The sequence below is a fragment of the Haloarcula sp. HT12 genome (assembly GCF_055271655.1).
This window is the reverse complement of the sequence record NZ_JBUXKW010000001.1, coordinates 76,810-91,740: the sequence shown is the minus strand read 5'-3', so window position 1 is coordinate 91,740 and position 14,931 is coordinate 76,810. Positions and strand designations below refer to the sequence as shown.

15 protein-coding genes are annotated in these 14,931 nt (G+C 61.1%); 5 read left to right on the top strand and 10 right to left on the bottom strand.

The features are described 5' to 3' along the window. The first annotated feature begins 178 nt into the window (after nt 1-178). Nucleotides 179-1,828 (top strand): PAS domain-containing protein, encoded by a 1,650-nt coding sequence (locus tag ACY9XZ_RS00475; RefSeq protein ID WP_463455143.1) that lies wholly within the window; start codon nt 179-181, stop codon nt 1,826-1,828. A 110-nt stretch (nt 1,829-1,938) separates the two neighbouring features. Here ACY9XZ_RS00475 and ACY9XZ_RS00470 read toward each other — a convergent pair whose 3' ends face one another. The 5 genes from ACY9XZ_RS00470 to ACY9XZ_RS00450 form a co-directional block, all read right to left on the bottom strand. After that, nucleotides 1,939-2,937 carry an arsenic resistance protein gene (locus ACY9XZ_RS00470; RefSeq protein ID WP_463455142.1) on the bottom strand — a complete coding sequence of 333 codons (999 nt, stop codon included), beginning with the start codon at nt 2,935-2,937 and terminating at the stop codon, nt 1,939-1,941. A gap of 482 nt (nt 2,938-3,419) precedes the next feature. Beyond that, entirely contained in the window at nt 3,420-6,371 is a 2,952-nt protein-coding gene (locus tag ACY9XZ_RS00465; RefSeq protein ID WP_463455141.1) for a PAS domain-containing protein, read from the bottom strand. Continuing rightward, nucleotides 6,368-6,550 (bottom strand): hypothetical protein, encoded by a 183-nt coding sequence (locus ACY9XZ_RS00460; RefSeq protein WP_463455140.1) that lies wholly within the window; start codon nt 6,548-6,550, stop codon nt 6,368-6,370. The genes ACY9XZ_RS00465 and ACY9XZ_RS00460 overlap by 4 nt, the downstream gene beginning before the upstream one ends. Nucleotides 6,551-6,999: 449 nt before the next feature. After that, a complete protein-coding gene (locus ACY9XZ_RS00455) occupies nt 7,000-7,176 on the bottom strand; it encodes a hypothetical protein (RefSeq protein ID WP_463455139.1) in 177 nt (58 codons plus the stop codon). A 13-nt stretch (nt 7,177-7,189) separates the two neighbouring features. Further along, the gene (locus ACY9XZ_RS00450; protein ID WP_463455138.1) at nt 7,190-7,387 is read right to left on the bottom strand and encodes a hypothetical protein; all 198 of its coding nucleotides are present in this window, start codon (nt 7,385-7,387) and stop codon (nt 7,190-7,192) included. Nucleotides 7,388-7,603: 216 nt separating this feature from the next. On the opposite strand from ACY9XZ_RS00450, the gene ACY9XZ_RS00445 reads away from it, so the two are divergent. Both ACY9XZ_RS00445 and ACY9XZ_RS00440 read left to right on the top strand, forming a co-directional pair. After that, on the top strand, nt 7,604-7,885 hold the full coding sequence (locus ACY9XZ_RS00445; protein ID WP_463455137.1) for a DUF433 domain-containing protein: 282 nt from the start codon (nt 7,604-7,606) through the stop codon (nt 7,883-7,885). Next, the gene (locus ACY9XZ_RS00440) at nt 7,885-8,226 is read left to right on the top strand and encodes a DUF5615 family PIN-like protein (RefSeq protein ID WP_463455136.1); all 342 of its coding nucleotides are present in this window, start codon (nt 7,885-7,887) and stop codon (nt 8,224-8,226) included. Before ACY9XZ_RS00445 ends, ACY9XZ_RS00440 begins: the two co-directional genes overlap by 1 nt. 337 nt (nt 8,227-8,563) lie before the next feature. Here ACY9XZ_RS00440 and ACY9XZ_RS00435 read toward each other — a convergent pair whose 3' ends face one another. Both ACY9XZ_RS00435 and ACY9XZ_RS00430 read right to left on the bottom strand, forming a co-directional pair. Beyond that, nucleotides 8,564-9,922 carry an NAD(P)/FAD-dependent oxidoreductase gene (locus ACY9XZ_RS00435; RefSeq protein WP_463455135.1) on the bottom strand — a complete coding sequence of 453 codons (1,359 nt, stop codon included), beginning with the start codon at nt 9,920-9,922 and terminating at the stop codon, nt 8,564-8,566. Between the two features lie 96 nt (nt 9,923-10,018). After that, entirely contained in the window at nt 10,019-10,540 is a 522-nt protein-coding gene (locus ACY9XZ_RS00430) for a response regulator transcription factor (RefSeq protein ID WP_463455134.1), read from the bottom strand. Nucleotides 10,541-10,755: 215 nt separating this feature from the next. Between ACY9XZ_RS00430 and ACY9XZ_RS00425 the strand changes: the two genes are divergently transcribed. Next, nucleotides 10,756-11,709: a D-2-hydroxyacid dehydrogenase gene (locus ACY9XZ_RS00425; protein WP_463455133.1), complete on the top strand. Its 954-nt coding sequence runs from the start codon at nt 10,756-10,758 to the stop codon at nt 11,707-11,709. Here the strand turns inward: ACY9XZ_RS00425 and ACY9XZ_RS00420 are convergent, their stop codons facing one another. The 3 genes from ACY9XZ_RS00420 to ACY9XZ_RS00410 all read right to left on the bottom strand — a co-directional run bounded on the left by ACY9XZ_RS00420 (nt 11,710) and on the right by ACY9XZ_RS00410 (nt 13,721). After that, complete coding sequence (locus ACY9XZ_RS00420) at nt 11,710-12,090, bottom strand: hypothetical protein (RefSeq protein ID WP_463455132.1); 381 nt, start codon at nt 12,088-12,090, stop codon at nt 11,710-11,712. Nucleotides 12,091-12,180: 90 nt separating this feature from the next. Then, entirely contained in the window at nt 12,181-13,218 is a 1,038-nt protein-coding gene (asd, locus tag ACY9XZ_RS00415) for an aspartate-semialdehyde dehydrogenase (RefSeq protein ID WP_463455131.1), read from the bottom strand. A gap of 68 nt (nt 13,219-13,286) precedes the next feature. After that, nucleotides 13,287-13,721 carry a hypothetical protein gene (locus ACY9XZ_RS00410; RefSeq protein ID WP_463455130.1) on the bottom strand — a complete coding sequence of 145 codons (435 nt, stop codon included), beginning with the start codon at nt 13,719-13,721 and terminating at the stop codon, nt 13,287-13,289. A gap of 168 nt (nt 13,722-13,889) precedes the next feature. Here ACY9XZ_RS00410 and ACY9XZ_RS00405 point away from each other — a divergent pair, with 168 nt between their 5' ends. Continuing rightward, a complete protein-coding gene (locus ACY9XZ_RS00405) occupies nt 13,890-14,930 on the top strand; it encodes a tyrosine--tRNA ligase (protein WP_463455129.1) in 1,041 nt (346 codons plus the stop codon). Nucleotide 14,931: the final 1 nt, after the last annotated feature.

Genomic DNA, 14,931 nt, shown 5'->3' with positions numbered 1-14,931 from the left:
CTGACAATCCAGATAACGGACCGATAGCTACGGGATCGTTTCCCCGCGATAGCGTCTATACCTGCAAATCAGTTCCTTTCGCTGTGCTTCCTGTGCATACAGTGGCGGGCTTCGATTCGACGACATGTGATTAAAATAACAAACCTCTTATTACCGTTTTCACACAATGTTCTGACAGATGGCTGGTTCAGTGCACGTGCTCCATGTCGATGACGAACCGGACTTCGCCGATCTGACTGCGGAATATCTCGAGCGGGCCACGGACTCCTTCAGCGTCGACACCGCAACGCGGGCCGACGACATCGTGGCGGACCGCCCGCAGGATACGTACGATTGTATCGTGAGCGACTACGAGATGCTCGGGCTGAACGGACTGGAGTTCCTCGAACTGATTCGCGAGGACGCGCCGGGGTTCCCGTTCATCCTCTACACCGGGAAAGGCAGCGAAGAGATCGCGGCCGAGGCAATCTCTGCAGGTGTCACGGATTACCTCCAGAAGAAGCCGGGGACCTCCCAGTACACGGTTCTGGCGAACAAGGTGGAAAACGCCGTCAAAGCCCACAGGGACGAACTGCAGGTCCTGCGGGGCCAGCGAGCGATGAACGCGGCCTGGGACGGCATCAGCACGCTGGATCGCGAGGACCGGTTCACCTATCTGAACGACGCCTACGCTGAGACGTTCGGCTACGAGCCCGACGATCTTCTGGGCGAACACTGGGAGACAATCCACTCGGCGGAGAGCCTCGAGACGGTCGAAGGCGAAATCCTCCCGGCCGTCGAGGAGAACGGGACGTGGACGGGTGAAACGCTTCTCGAACGCGCTGACGGGACACAGTTCATCGGCGAACACACCGTCGCGAGCACCGAGAATAACGGCTCGGTCTGCGTTGTCCGTGACCGGACTGGCCGCGAGGAACTCGACAAACAACTGCGACATGAGCGCGAGCGATTCCGGCTGCTCGTCGATGCAGTCGAGAACTACGCGATGTTCCTCCTCGACCCCGACGGTCGCATCCAGTCGTGGAACGCCGGTGCGAAACAGATCAAGCAGTACCAGGAGTCAGAGATCCTCGGCGAGCATTTCTCGGCGTTTTACACCGAGAAACAGGTAGCCGACGGCATCCCCGAACGACTGCTTCAAGAGGCAAGAGAACACGGCCAGGCCACCAACCGCGGGCTCCGGGTTCGGAAGGACGGGAGCACGTTCTGGGCCGACGTGACCATCACGGCGCTCCGGGAAAACGGGGACATCCGCGGGTTTGCGAAAGTGACCAAAGACATTACGGAGCAGATCGAACGGGAGCGCTTGCAGGCCCAGGCCGAACGCTACCGGGAGAAACTTTACGAGGTCACGAACGATACGGACCGCCGGTTCGAACAGCGAGTGGTGGACGTGCTAGAACTCGGTGCCGAGTATTTGGGCGTCGACCAGGGCCATCTCGTCGCCATCGATCCGCAAAAAGGGACGCACGAAATAATCGCCATCAGCGGTGAATTGTCGCTCATCACTCCCGGCGACATCACGTCGCTCTCCGAGACGTACTGCCGACGGACAATCGAATCCAACGGCATGCTCTCGGTCTACAACGCCGAGCAACAGGGCATGGGCGACGACCCCGCTTACCAGCGATACGACCTTGGCTGTTACCTCGGTGCCAGAATCGAAGTTGCCGGCGAGCTGTTCGGGACGGTCTGTTTCGTCGCTCGTGAGCCACGCTCTGACCGTTTCAGACAGGACCAGAAGGCCTTCGTCGAACTGCTCACGAGCTGGCTCAAATACGAACTGAGCCGACGCGACGGACAGATCCAGTGGCCGTTAACATCCTGATGCCATCGAGCGGTTCGGGTTTCGGTCTGCGAAGCCGTTTCCGGAGTTTTCGTCTCTAATTCACGGCCCGTGGGGAGCAACGATTCAGGCTCTCCCCGACCACCTACCCCCTATCTCGTGGTCGGACCCGAGGCCCCCGCCGGCTCGTCCGGCACCAGCCATTCAGGAACGACCCTCGTGAGAACCACCATCCCGGACAGTTCGACGAGCGTCTGCGTGACGACGACGGCCGGCGCGAGCGCATACTCGGACGGCAAGGCGAGCGCCAGCGGGAGAATCACGAGCGAGTTCCGGGTAACGGATGTGAACACGAGCGCCCGGCTCGTGCCGGGTTCCATCCCGAGGAAGCCGGCGACAGCCCGCCCAACCACCGGCATGACGAGCAGGAACGCCACGTACACCGGCACGACCGCAGCGATCTGGTCGATGGAATCCTGTACGCGCGGGAGTTGTGAGGCGATGACGACGAACAGCGTCGCGCCCATCATCGGCACCGGCAGCCACCCCATCGCCCCCTGGAACTGGTCGCCTCGCCAGGACCGGTCCGCCCAGAGTTCGGTCCCCCACGCCAGCGTCAGCGGCAGCGCGATGATGACGACGAACGCTTCGACGAACGGTCCGGCCTCGATGAACTCGGCGACCCGTTGGCCCATGAACAGCCAGAGATACAACGGGAGCAAGAGCAACTGGACGAGCATCAGTGCCGGCGTCGCGGCCGTGATCTGTTCGGCGTCGCCGTCGGCGAGTTCGGTGAACGTGATGACGTAGTCGATACACGGCGTCAGAAGCACCATGAAAACGCCGACGAGTATCGTCGGCTCCCGTGGCAGGAACCGCGTGAGCCCGAACACCACCACCGGAACGATCAGGAAGTTCATCCCCAGCGCGGCCAGCATGAACTGTCTGTCCCTGAACGCCTGTCGGATGCGGACGAACGGAATCTCCAGGAACGTGACGTACAGCAACACCGCCAGTACCGGATTAATGAGCGACTCCAGCATGGTGCCCGCACTCGGCTGGCCGAGGCCGACCCCGACCGCAAGGAGGACAGCGACGGCGTACAGGCTGACCTGGTTGTACTGGATCCATTGCTTCGAGAGTCGCGTCATGCTGTGGTCCTGGCGTCAGTTGGTTCGGTGCACGAGTTTTCCAGCGGTTGGCGACTGCTGTTCCGAACAGTGTCGGATTGCGCGCGGTCACACGCCATCTCTCTGTTCTCCTCTCGTCGGGAGAAACGTAAGTCCGTATCGACGGCGACGCTACTTAACCAGACTCGACGGCGTCTCGGAGTTAGCGGCGGCCTGCCCAGTGGTTGTGGAGCCACACGTCAGTCCCCTGCTTCGACGCTATCCCCTGTTCAAGCCCGCGTTTCCGATGTATCGGTAGATCGTCGCCCGGCACACTACTACGGGGAACTACCAGTAGGCCGGGTAGAACTGGGAGAATTCTAAGTGTTGGGTGTAAACATACCTCATGGTCGTCGGGAAACGGACCCCTGGCAGCATGGTGCTGGGCAGACGGGAATAATTGGCCGTAGATGTCGATGATTTCTCGATATGCCATCAAAATCCGCATGCGAAGTATAGAACAGCTATTCAGGCGTGTATTCGACACCCGTAATCTCGAACCGTGCCCCGCCTTCAGATCCATCGGCTATACGAACCTCCCAGCCGTGGGCCTGGGCCACCTGCTTGACAATGCTCAGTCTGAAGCCGGTCCCGTCCTCAGCCGTGGAGTTGCCCGCGTCAAACTTGTTGTCTCGTTCCGCTTCAGGAATCCCTTGCCCGTCATCTTCAAGATAGAACCCGTCCTCCAGCTCCCCGACACTGATTGCCACATCCTCGCCGCCGTGTTCGACTGCATTACGCATGAGGTTCTCAAGGAGTTGCTGGAGACGGCTTTTGTCGGCCCGGATCACCCGTTCGACATCAATCGAGAGTGTCGCGTCGGCGGTGGCAATGGTCCGCCAGCAGTTCTCAGTGAGAGTTCCCAGATCGACTGACTCCATCTCACCGACCTGTTCTCCTTCACGGGCGAGCGTCAGGAGGTCACCAATCAGCGCGTTCATGCGCTCTTGTGCACGGGCAATATGATCGAGGTGGTCGCTCTCGCACTCCGTTTTGGCCAGTTCTACTCGGCCTTCGATGACGTTCAGTGGATTCCGGAGATCGTGAGAGACAATGCTGGCGAACTCCTCCAGGCGTTCGTTCTGCTGCGTGAGTTCTTGTTCACGGCGCTTGCGCTCGGTAATGTCTCGGCTGATCGCCAGGAACCGGTCCTCTCCTTCGATGTCCAATCGCAGGAGATGGACCTCGACGGGGAACGTCGAGCCGTCACGTCGTTCGTAGACGCCTTCGATTTTACGGCGTTCGTCGAGCGAGAAATCCGACAGCAAGCAGTTCACGTCGTCGGCATCGACCAATTTGTCGATCTCCCAGATCGGACGGCCGATGACTTCATTTTCGTCGTAGCCTAACTCCTCACAGAAGCGGTCATTCACGTTTCGCAACCGTCCCGCTGTATCGAGGATATCGATCATATCCGGTGAGTTGTCAAACAACGCCTCGAGTCTGGACGTTGTTTCTTGGAGGCGCTGTTCGCGCTCTTTCGAGGGGGTCACATCACGGTACAGCCAGAGATGGCCTTCGCCATCCGGAAGTTCGACCGGTTCGTAACTTCGCTGGAAAGTCCGTCCGTCTTGGAGGGGGAAGGCTTCATCAGACACTCGAGTCTGGGTTGTGACTACTTCGTCGATCCGCTCGACGAAGCCGTCGGGATCGACGACTGTGTCGCTAAGGCGGTCAGTCAGGTTTTCGCAGTCCGTCCCGATAACGTCATCTGGCGAGCCAGGTAGCCCGAACAGTTCGAACATCCGTTCGTTGATAGCGAGCACGCTCCGGGAGGCGTCTTCGGCCAGCACACCGACGGGAAGCGCCTCAAACAGCGTCGAGAGCACCGCGTTCGTCGCTTCGAGTTCGCGTTCGCGCTGTCGCTGCTCGGTCACCTCGCGTGAAACGCCGACGATCTGGACGATCTCGCCCTCAGCACGGACCGGTCGGAGGGTCGTCTCGAACGTGCGTGTCGTCCCGTCCAGTTCGTACTCCGCGGTGTCGGTGATCGATTCGCCCGCCTCCAGGCATCTCCGGTAGGCCTCGACCGCACGGTCCGCGGTTTCGTCGTCGTAGAGATCGTAGAGTGTGCTTCCGATCACGTCCGACGCAGACCGACCGAGCAGCTCCTCTTCACGCTCGTTCAGCTCCGCGATACGGAAGGTCGGTCCCGCTTCGACATCGAGCAGGAATATCGCATCGTGCGAGTGGTTGAAAATCGTCTCGTATCTATCGGTGAGTTCCTGGAGTTCACGCTCGCGCTCTTTGCGCTCGGTGATATCCTGGATGGTGCCACGCACGCGGACCGGATCGTCTGCAGGTTGTGGGTCGCCCTGCGTATGCACCCACTTGTGTGTCCCGTCGGTATCGACGAATCGCACTTCCAGATCGTACGGCTTGCCCTCTTCGATGGCAGACTGGAAGGCCGTCCGGATGACGGGTTGGTCCTCCGGATGGTACTGCTGGAAACTGCGCTCTGGCGCGCGATCTGCGTCGGTTGAGACGGCGTGAATACGGTACACTTCGTCAGTCCACCACCCTTCTTCGGCCTCGATATCGTATTCCCACGCGCCGATAGATGCAATCTCTTGGGCCTGTTCAAACAGGTCGAGGTACCGCTCCATCTCCTGTTCCCGCTCCTTCCGGTCGGTAACATCACGCGTGAACCCAACGACACGTACCACGTTCCCGTCATCGTCGAAGATCGGGTGTCCCTTCACCCAGACCCAGCCCGGTTCGTCCTCACCGCGTTGGATTTTGAACTCGATGTCCACCGATTCTCCGGCGGACAGTTGGTCCAGTTCCCGTTCCACGAAGTCGCGATCCTCCGGATCAATGGCATTGAGGAAATCCTGTGGATTCTGCTCGATGGCTTCGGTCGGCCGGTTCCAGACGGTTTCGTAGCCCGAGATGAACAGGAGCTCATCCCAGTCACGAGTGAACATCCACAGACAGTCGGTCGAGCTCTCGGCCAGCTCTTGTAACCGACGGTGGGTCGTCCTGACTTCTTGCGTGGCACGATACTGCTCGACAGCGTTGCGAACACGGTTCGCAAGGAGTTCGTACTGGTTGGTTCCGCCCTGTTTCTGGAGGTAGTCAGTCGCGCCAGCACTGATCGCATCGCTAGCGACCTCTTCACTCCCCTTCCCCGTGAACAGAATGAACGGGAGATCGGGATACTCGTCACGGACGGCGTCGAGGAGGTCGATACCGCTCTGGCCTGGCATATCGTAGTCGGAAACGACGCAATCAACATCGGCCTCGGCAAGCCGTTCCAGTCCGTCAGACGCTGTGTGGGCTGTTTCGACATCGAACTGGCCGTCTTCGCGTGCCAGGAAGGTCGCGACAAGGTCGGCGAAACCGGTATCATCTTCCACGTGGAGGATCCGGATTGTCTCGGGTTGATAGTGCACAGTCTTGGCAACAGTGCTCATTGGTCGATCCCCTCGGTGTTCGGAGTGATCATGAGCTGACCGTCGTCGATTGTTACAGTGACGGCGTCGTCGTTGTCGAACGGGAACTGTGAGTCAGACACGACCTGTGCGGGGATCGTGACGTACAGCGTGGAGGCGTCGCCGCTGTTGAAAATACGGCTGGGGTGTGATGTTGCCATGGTGGTCTGAAATACCTCGAACAGAACGTGGACCCGATCCGACGGAAACTCCACACCGACCCCGGACGAAGACGGCCGTGTTTCCTAACAATGGTGGGGCAGCGCCCATGACTACCCACAGAACTGCTTCGAGTTACTTCTCACTCTACACAGTACCGCACGTAGTAAATAGTTAGTGATAGTGAATTTTCCCACGTATCTCGGGTCTCAACGAGCATTGGTAGACAGTAGTCGAGTCCCTGTGGAACAGTCTCTATATTTTCCGTTTATCGACACAGTGACGTGAGACACCGGTTTTGCACGAATCGAGGGTTCGGGATAGTCTCTGCCCGTATGTGGCTGTAACTGCATGAGTCACGTCCCGTAGATGCAAGCCGCATCTCAACTCGCCAGTAGATCAGCCTGTTCTATAGAGAGCATCTATACCCGAATCTCTCTATTTGAATGTACTATTTGACGGTCGTTACGGTAAAGAGAGAATCATCCGACAGGACGGCTCGGACACGGCCGTGCCAGACCTCTGCGAACCGCCCGCGGTCTTCCTCGCTGGCCGTCCCGTCGATGAGCCCCTGGAGATTGCCCAGAGCTGGCCCGCTATTCGGAACGTCGCCGACGTGGTAGGTCACCGCAACGGTCTCGTCAGTGTCCAGTCCGTCGGAGGCGGAAATTCGGGTCAGGGCTGTCGGCGTCGAACGTCAGCATGTTCTGTCGATCACCGTAACCGCCGGCGAGGCCTCCAAAGCCGTCTTCCTGGACTGGGCCGGTCACGTACGAGATGAGCCGGGCCATGACGCCGTACGTGGCGTCGTCGCGCGGCCCCGCGGCGAGCACCTTCAAACAGCTGGTGAGAAAGGGGATCACGACGGAAGCGTTCGTCTCGACGAGAGACCGTGATTGAATTAATGTATAATTTTGGTATATATTTCTTGTCATACTCAAAATGTACGCCCGGAACACTACCGGGCAAGTTTCTACTAGTAGGCTCGGTGGAAGTGAAAACACGGCTGGAGCCCAGTCCAGACGTTCAAGTATGGTGGCGGCATAGTGTTCCGTATGAGTCAGGTGACAAGACGTATCGTGCAGGAACTCCACGACGAGCCACATCTCGAGGGCCGGCGGATCACCGTTCAGCTCATCAAGGAACAGATCGAAGAACGGGGACTGGATCCGAGGACGGTCGCCGATCGTCATGATCTCGACGTGGCTGATGTCTACCGGGCGCTCACGTACTACCACGATCATCCCGAGGAGATGCGTCAGATCGAACGCCGGCGACAATCTGAAATCAAAGAATACGCTCACCTGACAACTGATCCCGACGAAGTGCGTGACTAATGGGGTATCGGATTCTTGCTGACGAAAACGTCGAGCAAGCGACGATCAACTATCTGCGGAAACTCGGTCACGATGTTGAATGGATCGACGATGTCGAAGAACTCGGCCTCGGTGCTGACGATGAGGAGATCGCTGTATATGGACGCGAGATGAACCGTCTCATTCTCACTCAAGATGACGACTTTTTCACCCGGATCGATGTTGAAGACACTGCTGGGATTCTCTTTCAGAAGGATCAGGCACTTTCGGCCCGAGAAGTCGGGGACGTCGTGCACGAACTCTCCGAGTATATCGATCAGTCCGATGGGACACTCGAATACGTGAGTCGCAACTGGCTGTGAACACCAGACCGCAGCTGGGAATTTGTATTATTCATAAATAATTCTATTAGTATATTCGAAATGTACGCCCGGAACACTAACGTCCGGCATCATCCTCGGCGGTGTGCCATGTTAGCCGGCAAACCCTCGTGCCGGGCGGGTGATTACGGCGTAATCACCGAACGCCCAGACGGTGCAACCGTCTGGCGGGCCGTCGAAGGACGGCCAGGTGCGGTGTGAACCGCGGTCATGTCGCGTGCCCGGGTTCTCCGGGTCGTCATCGTCCCGGTGACGGGTCTCAGCCGGGGATTGAAGGCACGCACTCCTAGTTCGCCGGTGGGACACCTAAGGGTGACGTTCAGACGGCGTAGTCGTCCTCGCGCAACTGGACGTACTTCCCGTTACGATAGGAGAACTTCCCCCACTTGTAACTGAAGACCATCTTGAGGCCGTTGAGACCGCCCCGCAGCGCCGCGTCGGCCTTGATACCGCGGGCGTCCATCAGGTCGTTGGCGGTCCTGAAGGCCCGGTCCCAGTCGTCGGGCCGCCAGTCCCGAACCATGTCCGCGAACGTGACGTTCCGGAGGATCTCGTCGCCGATGGCGTCGTGCCAGGCGTCGTTGTACCGTTCGAGGCGGTCGGTCGCGGCGAGGCGGCCGGCGATCTTCCCGGTGCGAACGGCGACGTGGTCGCCGCCCTCGTGGAACGCCGATGTGGTCCCCATCGCGCCGCCAACCACGGCGATGCCGGCACCGACTGGGGACTCGATTGGGCGCGTCGAAGAGATGGGATACGTCTCCGTGCCCTTCGATTTCCCGCGGTCCTCGACGAGCGGGAAGTCGTCGAGGTCGTACGCCTGAAACTCGCGTTCGAGCAGTCGTTCGATGTATTTCCGGCCCTGCGGGATGCTGTCGTCGCTTGCTCTGAGCAGGTCCCACTCGCCGCGGTCGTAGGCGTCGATGTCCAGTCCGATGGGCATCGTCAGCCCGATGCGAGCGACCGGGGCGTCGTTCGGGAAAATCCACGGATACGCCGTGTGGCCGGGCATGATGCCCCACCAGAACTCGATGAACTCCGGTGTGAACAGCTCCTCCGGCATCCGGCGGTGTTCCTGGTAGGCGATGTGGTTCACCTCGTTCGAGGGCATGATGTCGGCCATCGTCTGCCCGCCCGGGAGGAACTGGTCGAGCGTCCCGCCGGTGACGGTTCGCTGGGGGCCATCGGCGAGGATTACGTACTCGGCGGCGATATCTTCGCCGTTGGCCAACCGAACGGTGTGTCGCGGCGAGCTCCTTAGGTCGGTCTCGACGCCGGTGACGCTGACGCCGACGCGGTAGTCCGCGCCAGCTTCTGTCGCCCGTTCACGAAGCCAGTCGTCGAACCGCGCGCGGTGGAACGTGATACCGAAGCCGTCCGTGCTGGTACTGATGCCCGTCTCGGTGAGCGTCATCTCCGTCGAGGGGCCGTAGAACTTCGCCCCGTCGAGTTCGCTCAGTACCACATCTTCGGGGAACTCGGACCGGGGAATGCCCATGATGTCGAACCAGTAATCGAGCAGCCCGGCGGCGTCCGTCGAATCCGGTCCCGTCCCCTCGCGGTCGGCTCTGGGGACCCCCTTTTCGAGGAGGACGGCGTCGGCCCCGTGGTCGGCTGCAGCCTCGGCCGCCGACGACCCGGCCGGGCCACCACCCACAATGGCGACGTCTACGTGTTCCATACCCGCTACGGCGTCCCGCGCCCGCTAAAACCTATTGTCTTGGGTCGAATCCACGGTCTGATGCCCTCATGTGACGACACTGGAACGCACTGCGCGCTACGGTTCGGACATTGCGTCGACGAGTGACACGTCGTGTTGTTCCAGCCGCTTGATGGCCCGCTGGTACGCGTCGCTCTCGGCGAGTGCTGTCGCCCGCACAGCGTCGGTGACTGTCGCCAATCGGTCGGCAAGTCCCAGGAGTTCCCGCCTGTTCGCCTCGTACTCACAGCGGGTGCCAACCGTCGAGAGCACTGACAACAGGGTATCCCGGTCGGCAGGCTTTCTGAGATACGAATCGACGGGAATGTCCAGTATATCCACGTCCGGCTTGACGCTACTGATCATTACGACCGCAGGGGTACCCGACCGCTGTCGGAGTTTTGCGGCGACCCTCTCGCCGCTTAGATCCGGCATCTGTCGATCCAGCAGCACCGCATCGATTGAGTCGTCGATCCGCTGTAACCCCGTACGGCCGTCTCCGGCCTCGATAATATCGTATTCCTCCGGAAGCCAAAGTTTGTAAAGCTGTCTGTAATCCTTGTCGTCGTCGATCACCGCAACGCTCGTCGGTCTCCCCATGCCTTCGAAATCCTACGCCGGTCATCCTACAAATATGCTAAGATATCGGCGTACTATTACTACAAATTTTACTTATTCAGACTGCCAATTTCCCCGTTTCTTATGTATAGAAAACACAACACTATCTCCAGCCGCGGTCAACGGACTGCCGGCACCGTTTTGAGGGCCGCGCGTGGAGCAGACGATATGGCTCGACACGCTACAGGAGGGGTTGAATGGCCGACATCGTCGTGATGCGATACGATGTCCACGGAATGCCCGTCGACCAGTACGTGACAGCGCTCCGTGAGCGACTGCCGGAGTGGGACATCGCCGTCGCGGAGACACCCGAAGCCGAGCGGGACCTGATCGCGGATGCGACGGTCCTGACCGGCAACGTTGTCTCGCCGGAACTGATCGATGCAGCCGGTTCACTGCGGCTGTTTGCAGGAACATACGCTGGATACGATCACCTCCCGCTCTCGGAACTGGCTGACCGCGACATCGCGCTGACGACGGCTTCCGGGGTCCATGGCCCGAACGTCGCCGAGAACGTCGTCGGGTCGTGGCTCGCCTTCGCTCGCGGCTTCTTGACCGCCCGCCGACACCAGCGCAACAACGTCTGGCAGTCCTTCCACACCGACGACTTCGCCGGGAGCCGCGTCTGTGTCGTCGGTCTCGGCGAAATCGGCGAGGCCATCGTCGACCGTGTCCAGGGGTTCGACGTGGAGACCGTCGGCGTCCGGTACTCGCCGGAGAAGGGCGGCCCGACCGACGAGGTGTACGGCTTCGACGAGATCCACGAGGCCGTCGCCGACACGGAGTACGTCGGGCTCGCCTGCCCACTGACCGACGAGACGCGCCACCTCATTGACGAGGAAGTATTCCAGACCATGCACCCGGACACCGTGCTCACCAACGTCGCCCGCGGCCCGGTCGTCGATACGGACGCGCTGGTCAGTGCGCTGCAGCGCAATCACATCTCCGGCGCGGCGCTGGACGTGACCGACCCCGAACCGCTGCCCGGTGACCACCCGCTGTGGGGCTTCGAGAACGTCCTCATCACGCCCCACAACGCCGGCCACACGCCGAGCTATTACGAACGGCTGGCCGATATCGTGGCGGAAAACGTCAAGCGGGCCGAGCGGACCGGCGAGTGGGACGGGCTTCGAAACCAAATTGAGCTGTAGTCACCGCCGGCTGGCGAGATAGCCGTCCCGTGCTTCGTACAGGAAATAGCCCACTATCGTCACAGCGAACGCGCCGGCCAGTAGTTGATTGACCGTGACGCCCCCGAATCGCTCGTTCCCGACGGTTCCCTGCAGGAAGATGGCTACAGCCACCAGCGCCGCAAGCCCGACGTACCGCCAGCGGGCCGCGACTGGAATCAGTTCGCTCTCATCCGAGAAAGCGAGGTACAGATGTGTTCCGGCCATAACAAGAAAATACGTGGCCGCGACGAGCGCTACTGACACGAGCGGGCCAGGCGTAACCACGCCGAAGACGAGCGCCCAGATCACGATGACTGCGCTCACAAGCCCAATCTGAAGCTTCGTTTCGCGGGAGACCATATGCTGTGGTCAAGCCTGGTCGTGAAAAATATCGGGTTGGTCACAGCAGCTGTCCGATTTGGGACGAACAGCGGTCGGCGAAGTCGGTCCTTACAGATAGCCGCGCTTGTCCAGCAGTTCGCCGTTCAGCACGCTCGCACCGGCGGCACCGCGCATGGTGTTGTGCGCGAGGCAGTTGAACTGGACGCCGTCGGTCGTCTCGCGGAACCCGCCGACGGCGACGCCCATTCCATCCTCGACGTTGCGGTCGAGTCGGGGCTGCGGACGGTCCGGTTCCTCGAACACTGTGATGAGCTTCTCGGGCGAGGACGGCAGGTCGATACCCGTAACCGACTCCATCGCGGCCTCGGCGTCGGCCGTGGAGATGTCCTCGGCCGTGTCGGCCCAGACGTTCTCCAGGTGGCCGTCGAGCGTCGGGATGCGGTTACAGGACGCGGCCACGTCCATCTCGTTGAGGTGGACCTCCGCGCCGTCGAAGGAACCGAGCAGTTTGCGCGATTCGCTCTCCATCTTCTGCTCTTCGCCGCCGATATGCGGGATGGCGTTGTCGATGTTCTCCATCGACGAGACGCCGGAGTAGCCCGCGCCGGAGACGGCCTGGAGCGTCGAGACGCGCACGTCCGTCAGGTCGAACTCGCGGTCGAGGGCGGCCAGCGGCGGTACCATGGTGATCGTCGAGCAGTTCGGGTTCTTCAGGAGTGCGCCGTCCCAGCCGCGCTCGTCGCGCTGGACCTCGAGGAGGTCGACGTGGTCGGCGTTGACTTCGGGAATGATGAGCGGCACGTCTTCGTCCATCCGGCCGTTCGAGGAGTTCGAGGAGACAGTGTAGCCGGCCTCACAGAACTCCGGTTCGACCTCCGCGCCGACGCTCGACGGGAGCGAGGAGAAGATGAGATCGACGTCGTCGGGCACCGAGTCCGGGTCAGTGGCACGGACTTCTAACCCAGCCACGTCCTCGGGAATCGGGGAGTTGACGCGCCACTTGGCGGCGTCCTTGTATGTCTCGCCAACGCTTGCGTCGCTGGCTGTCAGTGCTGCGATCTCGAACTCGGGGTGGGGGTCGAGCAGTTGGATAAGTCGCTGCCCGACTGCGCCAGTCGCACCGAGCACACCTACGCGTACAGTCATCGGTTGACACACGGCTGTGGGTGGTCAAAACAGTTTGGATACGGAGCGATACCGCTGCCTTCGTAGGATTACTCATCCTGGGTGTCTTCGAACACCCATTCGATGACCCGGGCCTCGACGAGATCGCGCTCCTCGACGTAGGGGTCGTCGCGGTTCGCCAGCGCCTCCTCGGCCTCGGCTCGCATCTCGGCCTCGATTTCCGTGTGGTCCGGCTCGTCCCGGATGTCGTTCAGCAGCGCCTCGAAGTCCTCCCGGAGGTCGAAGGAGGCGCGGGCGGCGTTGCACCGCGACAGCGGGCTCATTCCGGTCTCTAACACAAGGTCGCGCACCGTCTCCCAGTCCGAGTCACAGAAGTAGATGGAAACCTCGCCGACGATGTCCTGCCAGGCGATGGGGTCGGCGTGCTTGAGCAGCGGGACCGCCCGCGGCGGCAGGTCCAGACGGGTCGCGGTGTCCGGGTTCCCACACAGACAGCAGGCCTTCTCGGTTTTCCCCGTATACATGTGCGGATATTGGACTGACTGTATTTGGACCCATCGACGCTATACTGCCCCGACAGGAGTACTATCTCCCCTTGCCCGTATATTAAGTCATAAAACAGTACGGCCCACCTCGACAGCCCGTCACACCGGACAGGAACGTTTTAATCGCCGGACCGGCCACACTGCGGTATGGATATCGCCGAGCGACTCGATCTGGTGACGCGACACACCACAGAGGTCGTCACCGAGGAGGAACTGCGGACGCTGTTCGAGGAGAGCGACCCGTCGGCGTACATCGGCTACGCGCCGACCGGCGAGATGCACATCGGCCACTTCACGACGATGCGAAAGCTCGCGGACTTCCTGCGGGCCGGCGTCGACGTGACGGTTCTCATCGCTGACTTGCACGCCCACCTCGACGATAACAAGTCGCCGTTCGACCTGCTGGATGCCCGCTCGGCCTACTACGAGACGGCCATCGAGGGCATGATTGAAGCAGCCGGCGCGGACCCCGACGACGTAACCTTCGTCCGCGGAACCGACTTCCAGCTCGACGAGGAGTACACGCTTGAGATGTACCGGATGGCCGCCGAGACGACAATTTCACGCACACAGCGTGCGGCCAGCGAGGTCGTCCGCGCGTCCGAGAGCCCGAACCTGGGCGGGCTCATCTACCCGCTGATGCAGACGCTCGACGTGAAGGCGCTGGATGCCGACATCGCCTACGGCGGCGTCGACCAGCGCGGCATCTACATGCTCTCCCGCGAGATTCTGCCGGACCACGGGGGCGAGTCGCCGATCTGTCTGTTCGCGCCGCTTCTGTCGGGCCTGTCGGGCGGCAAGATGAGCGCCTCCGACGAGGCGTCGAAGGTCAACCTCACCGACAGCCCCGACGAGGTCGACGAGAAAATCGGGCAGGCGTACTGCCCGGCCGGCGAGGTCGAGGAGAACGGCGTGCTGGAGTACCTCAACCACCTCGTCTTCCCGATCCTGGAGGTCCGTGACGAATCCTTCGTCGTCGAGCGCCCGGAGGAGTACGGCGGCGACCTGACCTACGAGAGCTACGACGAGGTCGAGGCGGACTTCGTCAGCGGCGAACTCCACCCCGCCGACCTGAAGCCGTCGGCTGCGGCCGCCATCTCGGACGTTATCGACCCGGTCCGGGAGCGACTGGCCGACGAAGAAGACCTCCTCGCCGAGGCCTACCCCGACAAGTACGGCGCGGAGTGAC

Bases quoted from the DNA above. Each gene is read 5' to 3' on its own strand.
- ACY9XZ_RS00475 (WP_463455143.1), top strand. From the start codon at position 179: ATGGCTGGTTCAGTGCACGTGCTCCATGTCGATGACGAACCGGACTTC.
- ACY9XZ_RS00470 (WP_463455142.1), bottom strand. From the start codon at position 2,937: ATGACGCGACTCTCGAAGCAATGGATCCAGTACAACCAGGTCAGCCTG.
- ACY9XZ_RS00465 (WP_463455141.1), bottom strand. From the start codon at position 6,371: ATGAGCACTGTTGCCAAGACTGTGCACTATCAACCCGAGACAATCCGG.
- ACY9XZ_RS00460 (WP_463455140.1), bottom strand. From the start codon at position 6,550: ATGGCAACATCACACCCCAGCCGTATTTTCAACAGCGGCGACGCCTCC.
- ACY9XZ_RS00445 (WP_463455137.1), top strand. From the start codon at position 7,604: ATGAGTCAGGTGACAAGACGTATCGTGCAGGAACTCCACGACGAGCCA.
- ACY9XZ_RS00440 (WP_463455136.1), top strand. From the start codon at position 7,885: ATGGGGTATCGGATTCTTGCTGACGAAAACGTCGAGCAAGCGACGATC.
- ACY9XZ_RS00435 (WP_463455135.1), bottom strand. From the start codon at position 9,922: ATGGAACACGTAGACGTCGCCATTGTGGGTGGTGGCCCGGCCGGGTCG.
- ACY9XZ_RS00430 (WP_463455134.1), bottom strand. From the start codon at position 10,540: ATGGGGAGACCGACGAGCGTTGCGGTGATCGACGACGACAAGGATTAC.
- ACY9XZ_RS00425 (WP_463455133.1), top strand. From the start codon at position 10,756: ATGGCCGACATCGTCGTGATGCGATACGATGTCCACGGAATGCCCGTC.
- ACY9XZ_RS00420 (WP_463455132.1), bottom strand. From the start codon at position 12,090: ATGGTCTCCCGCGAAACGAAGCTTCAGATTGGGCTTGTGAGCGCAGTC.
- asd (WP_463455131.1), bottom strand. From the start codon at position 13,218: ATGACTGTACGCGTAGGTGTGCTCGGTGCGACTGGCGCAGTCGGGCAG.
- ACY9XZ_RS00410 (WP_463455130.1), bottom strand. From the start codon at position 13,721: ATGTATACGGGGAAAACCGAGAAGGCCTGCTGTCTGTGTGGGAACCCG.
- ACY9XZ_RS00405 (WP_463455129.1), top strand. From the start codon at position 13,890: ATGGATATCGCCGAGCGACTCGATCTGGTGACGCGACACACCACAGAG.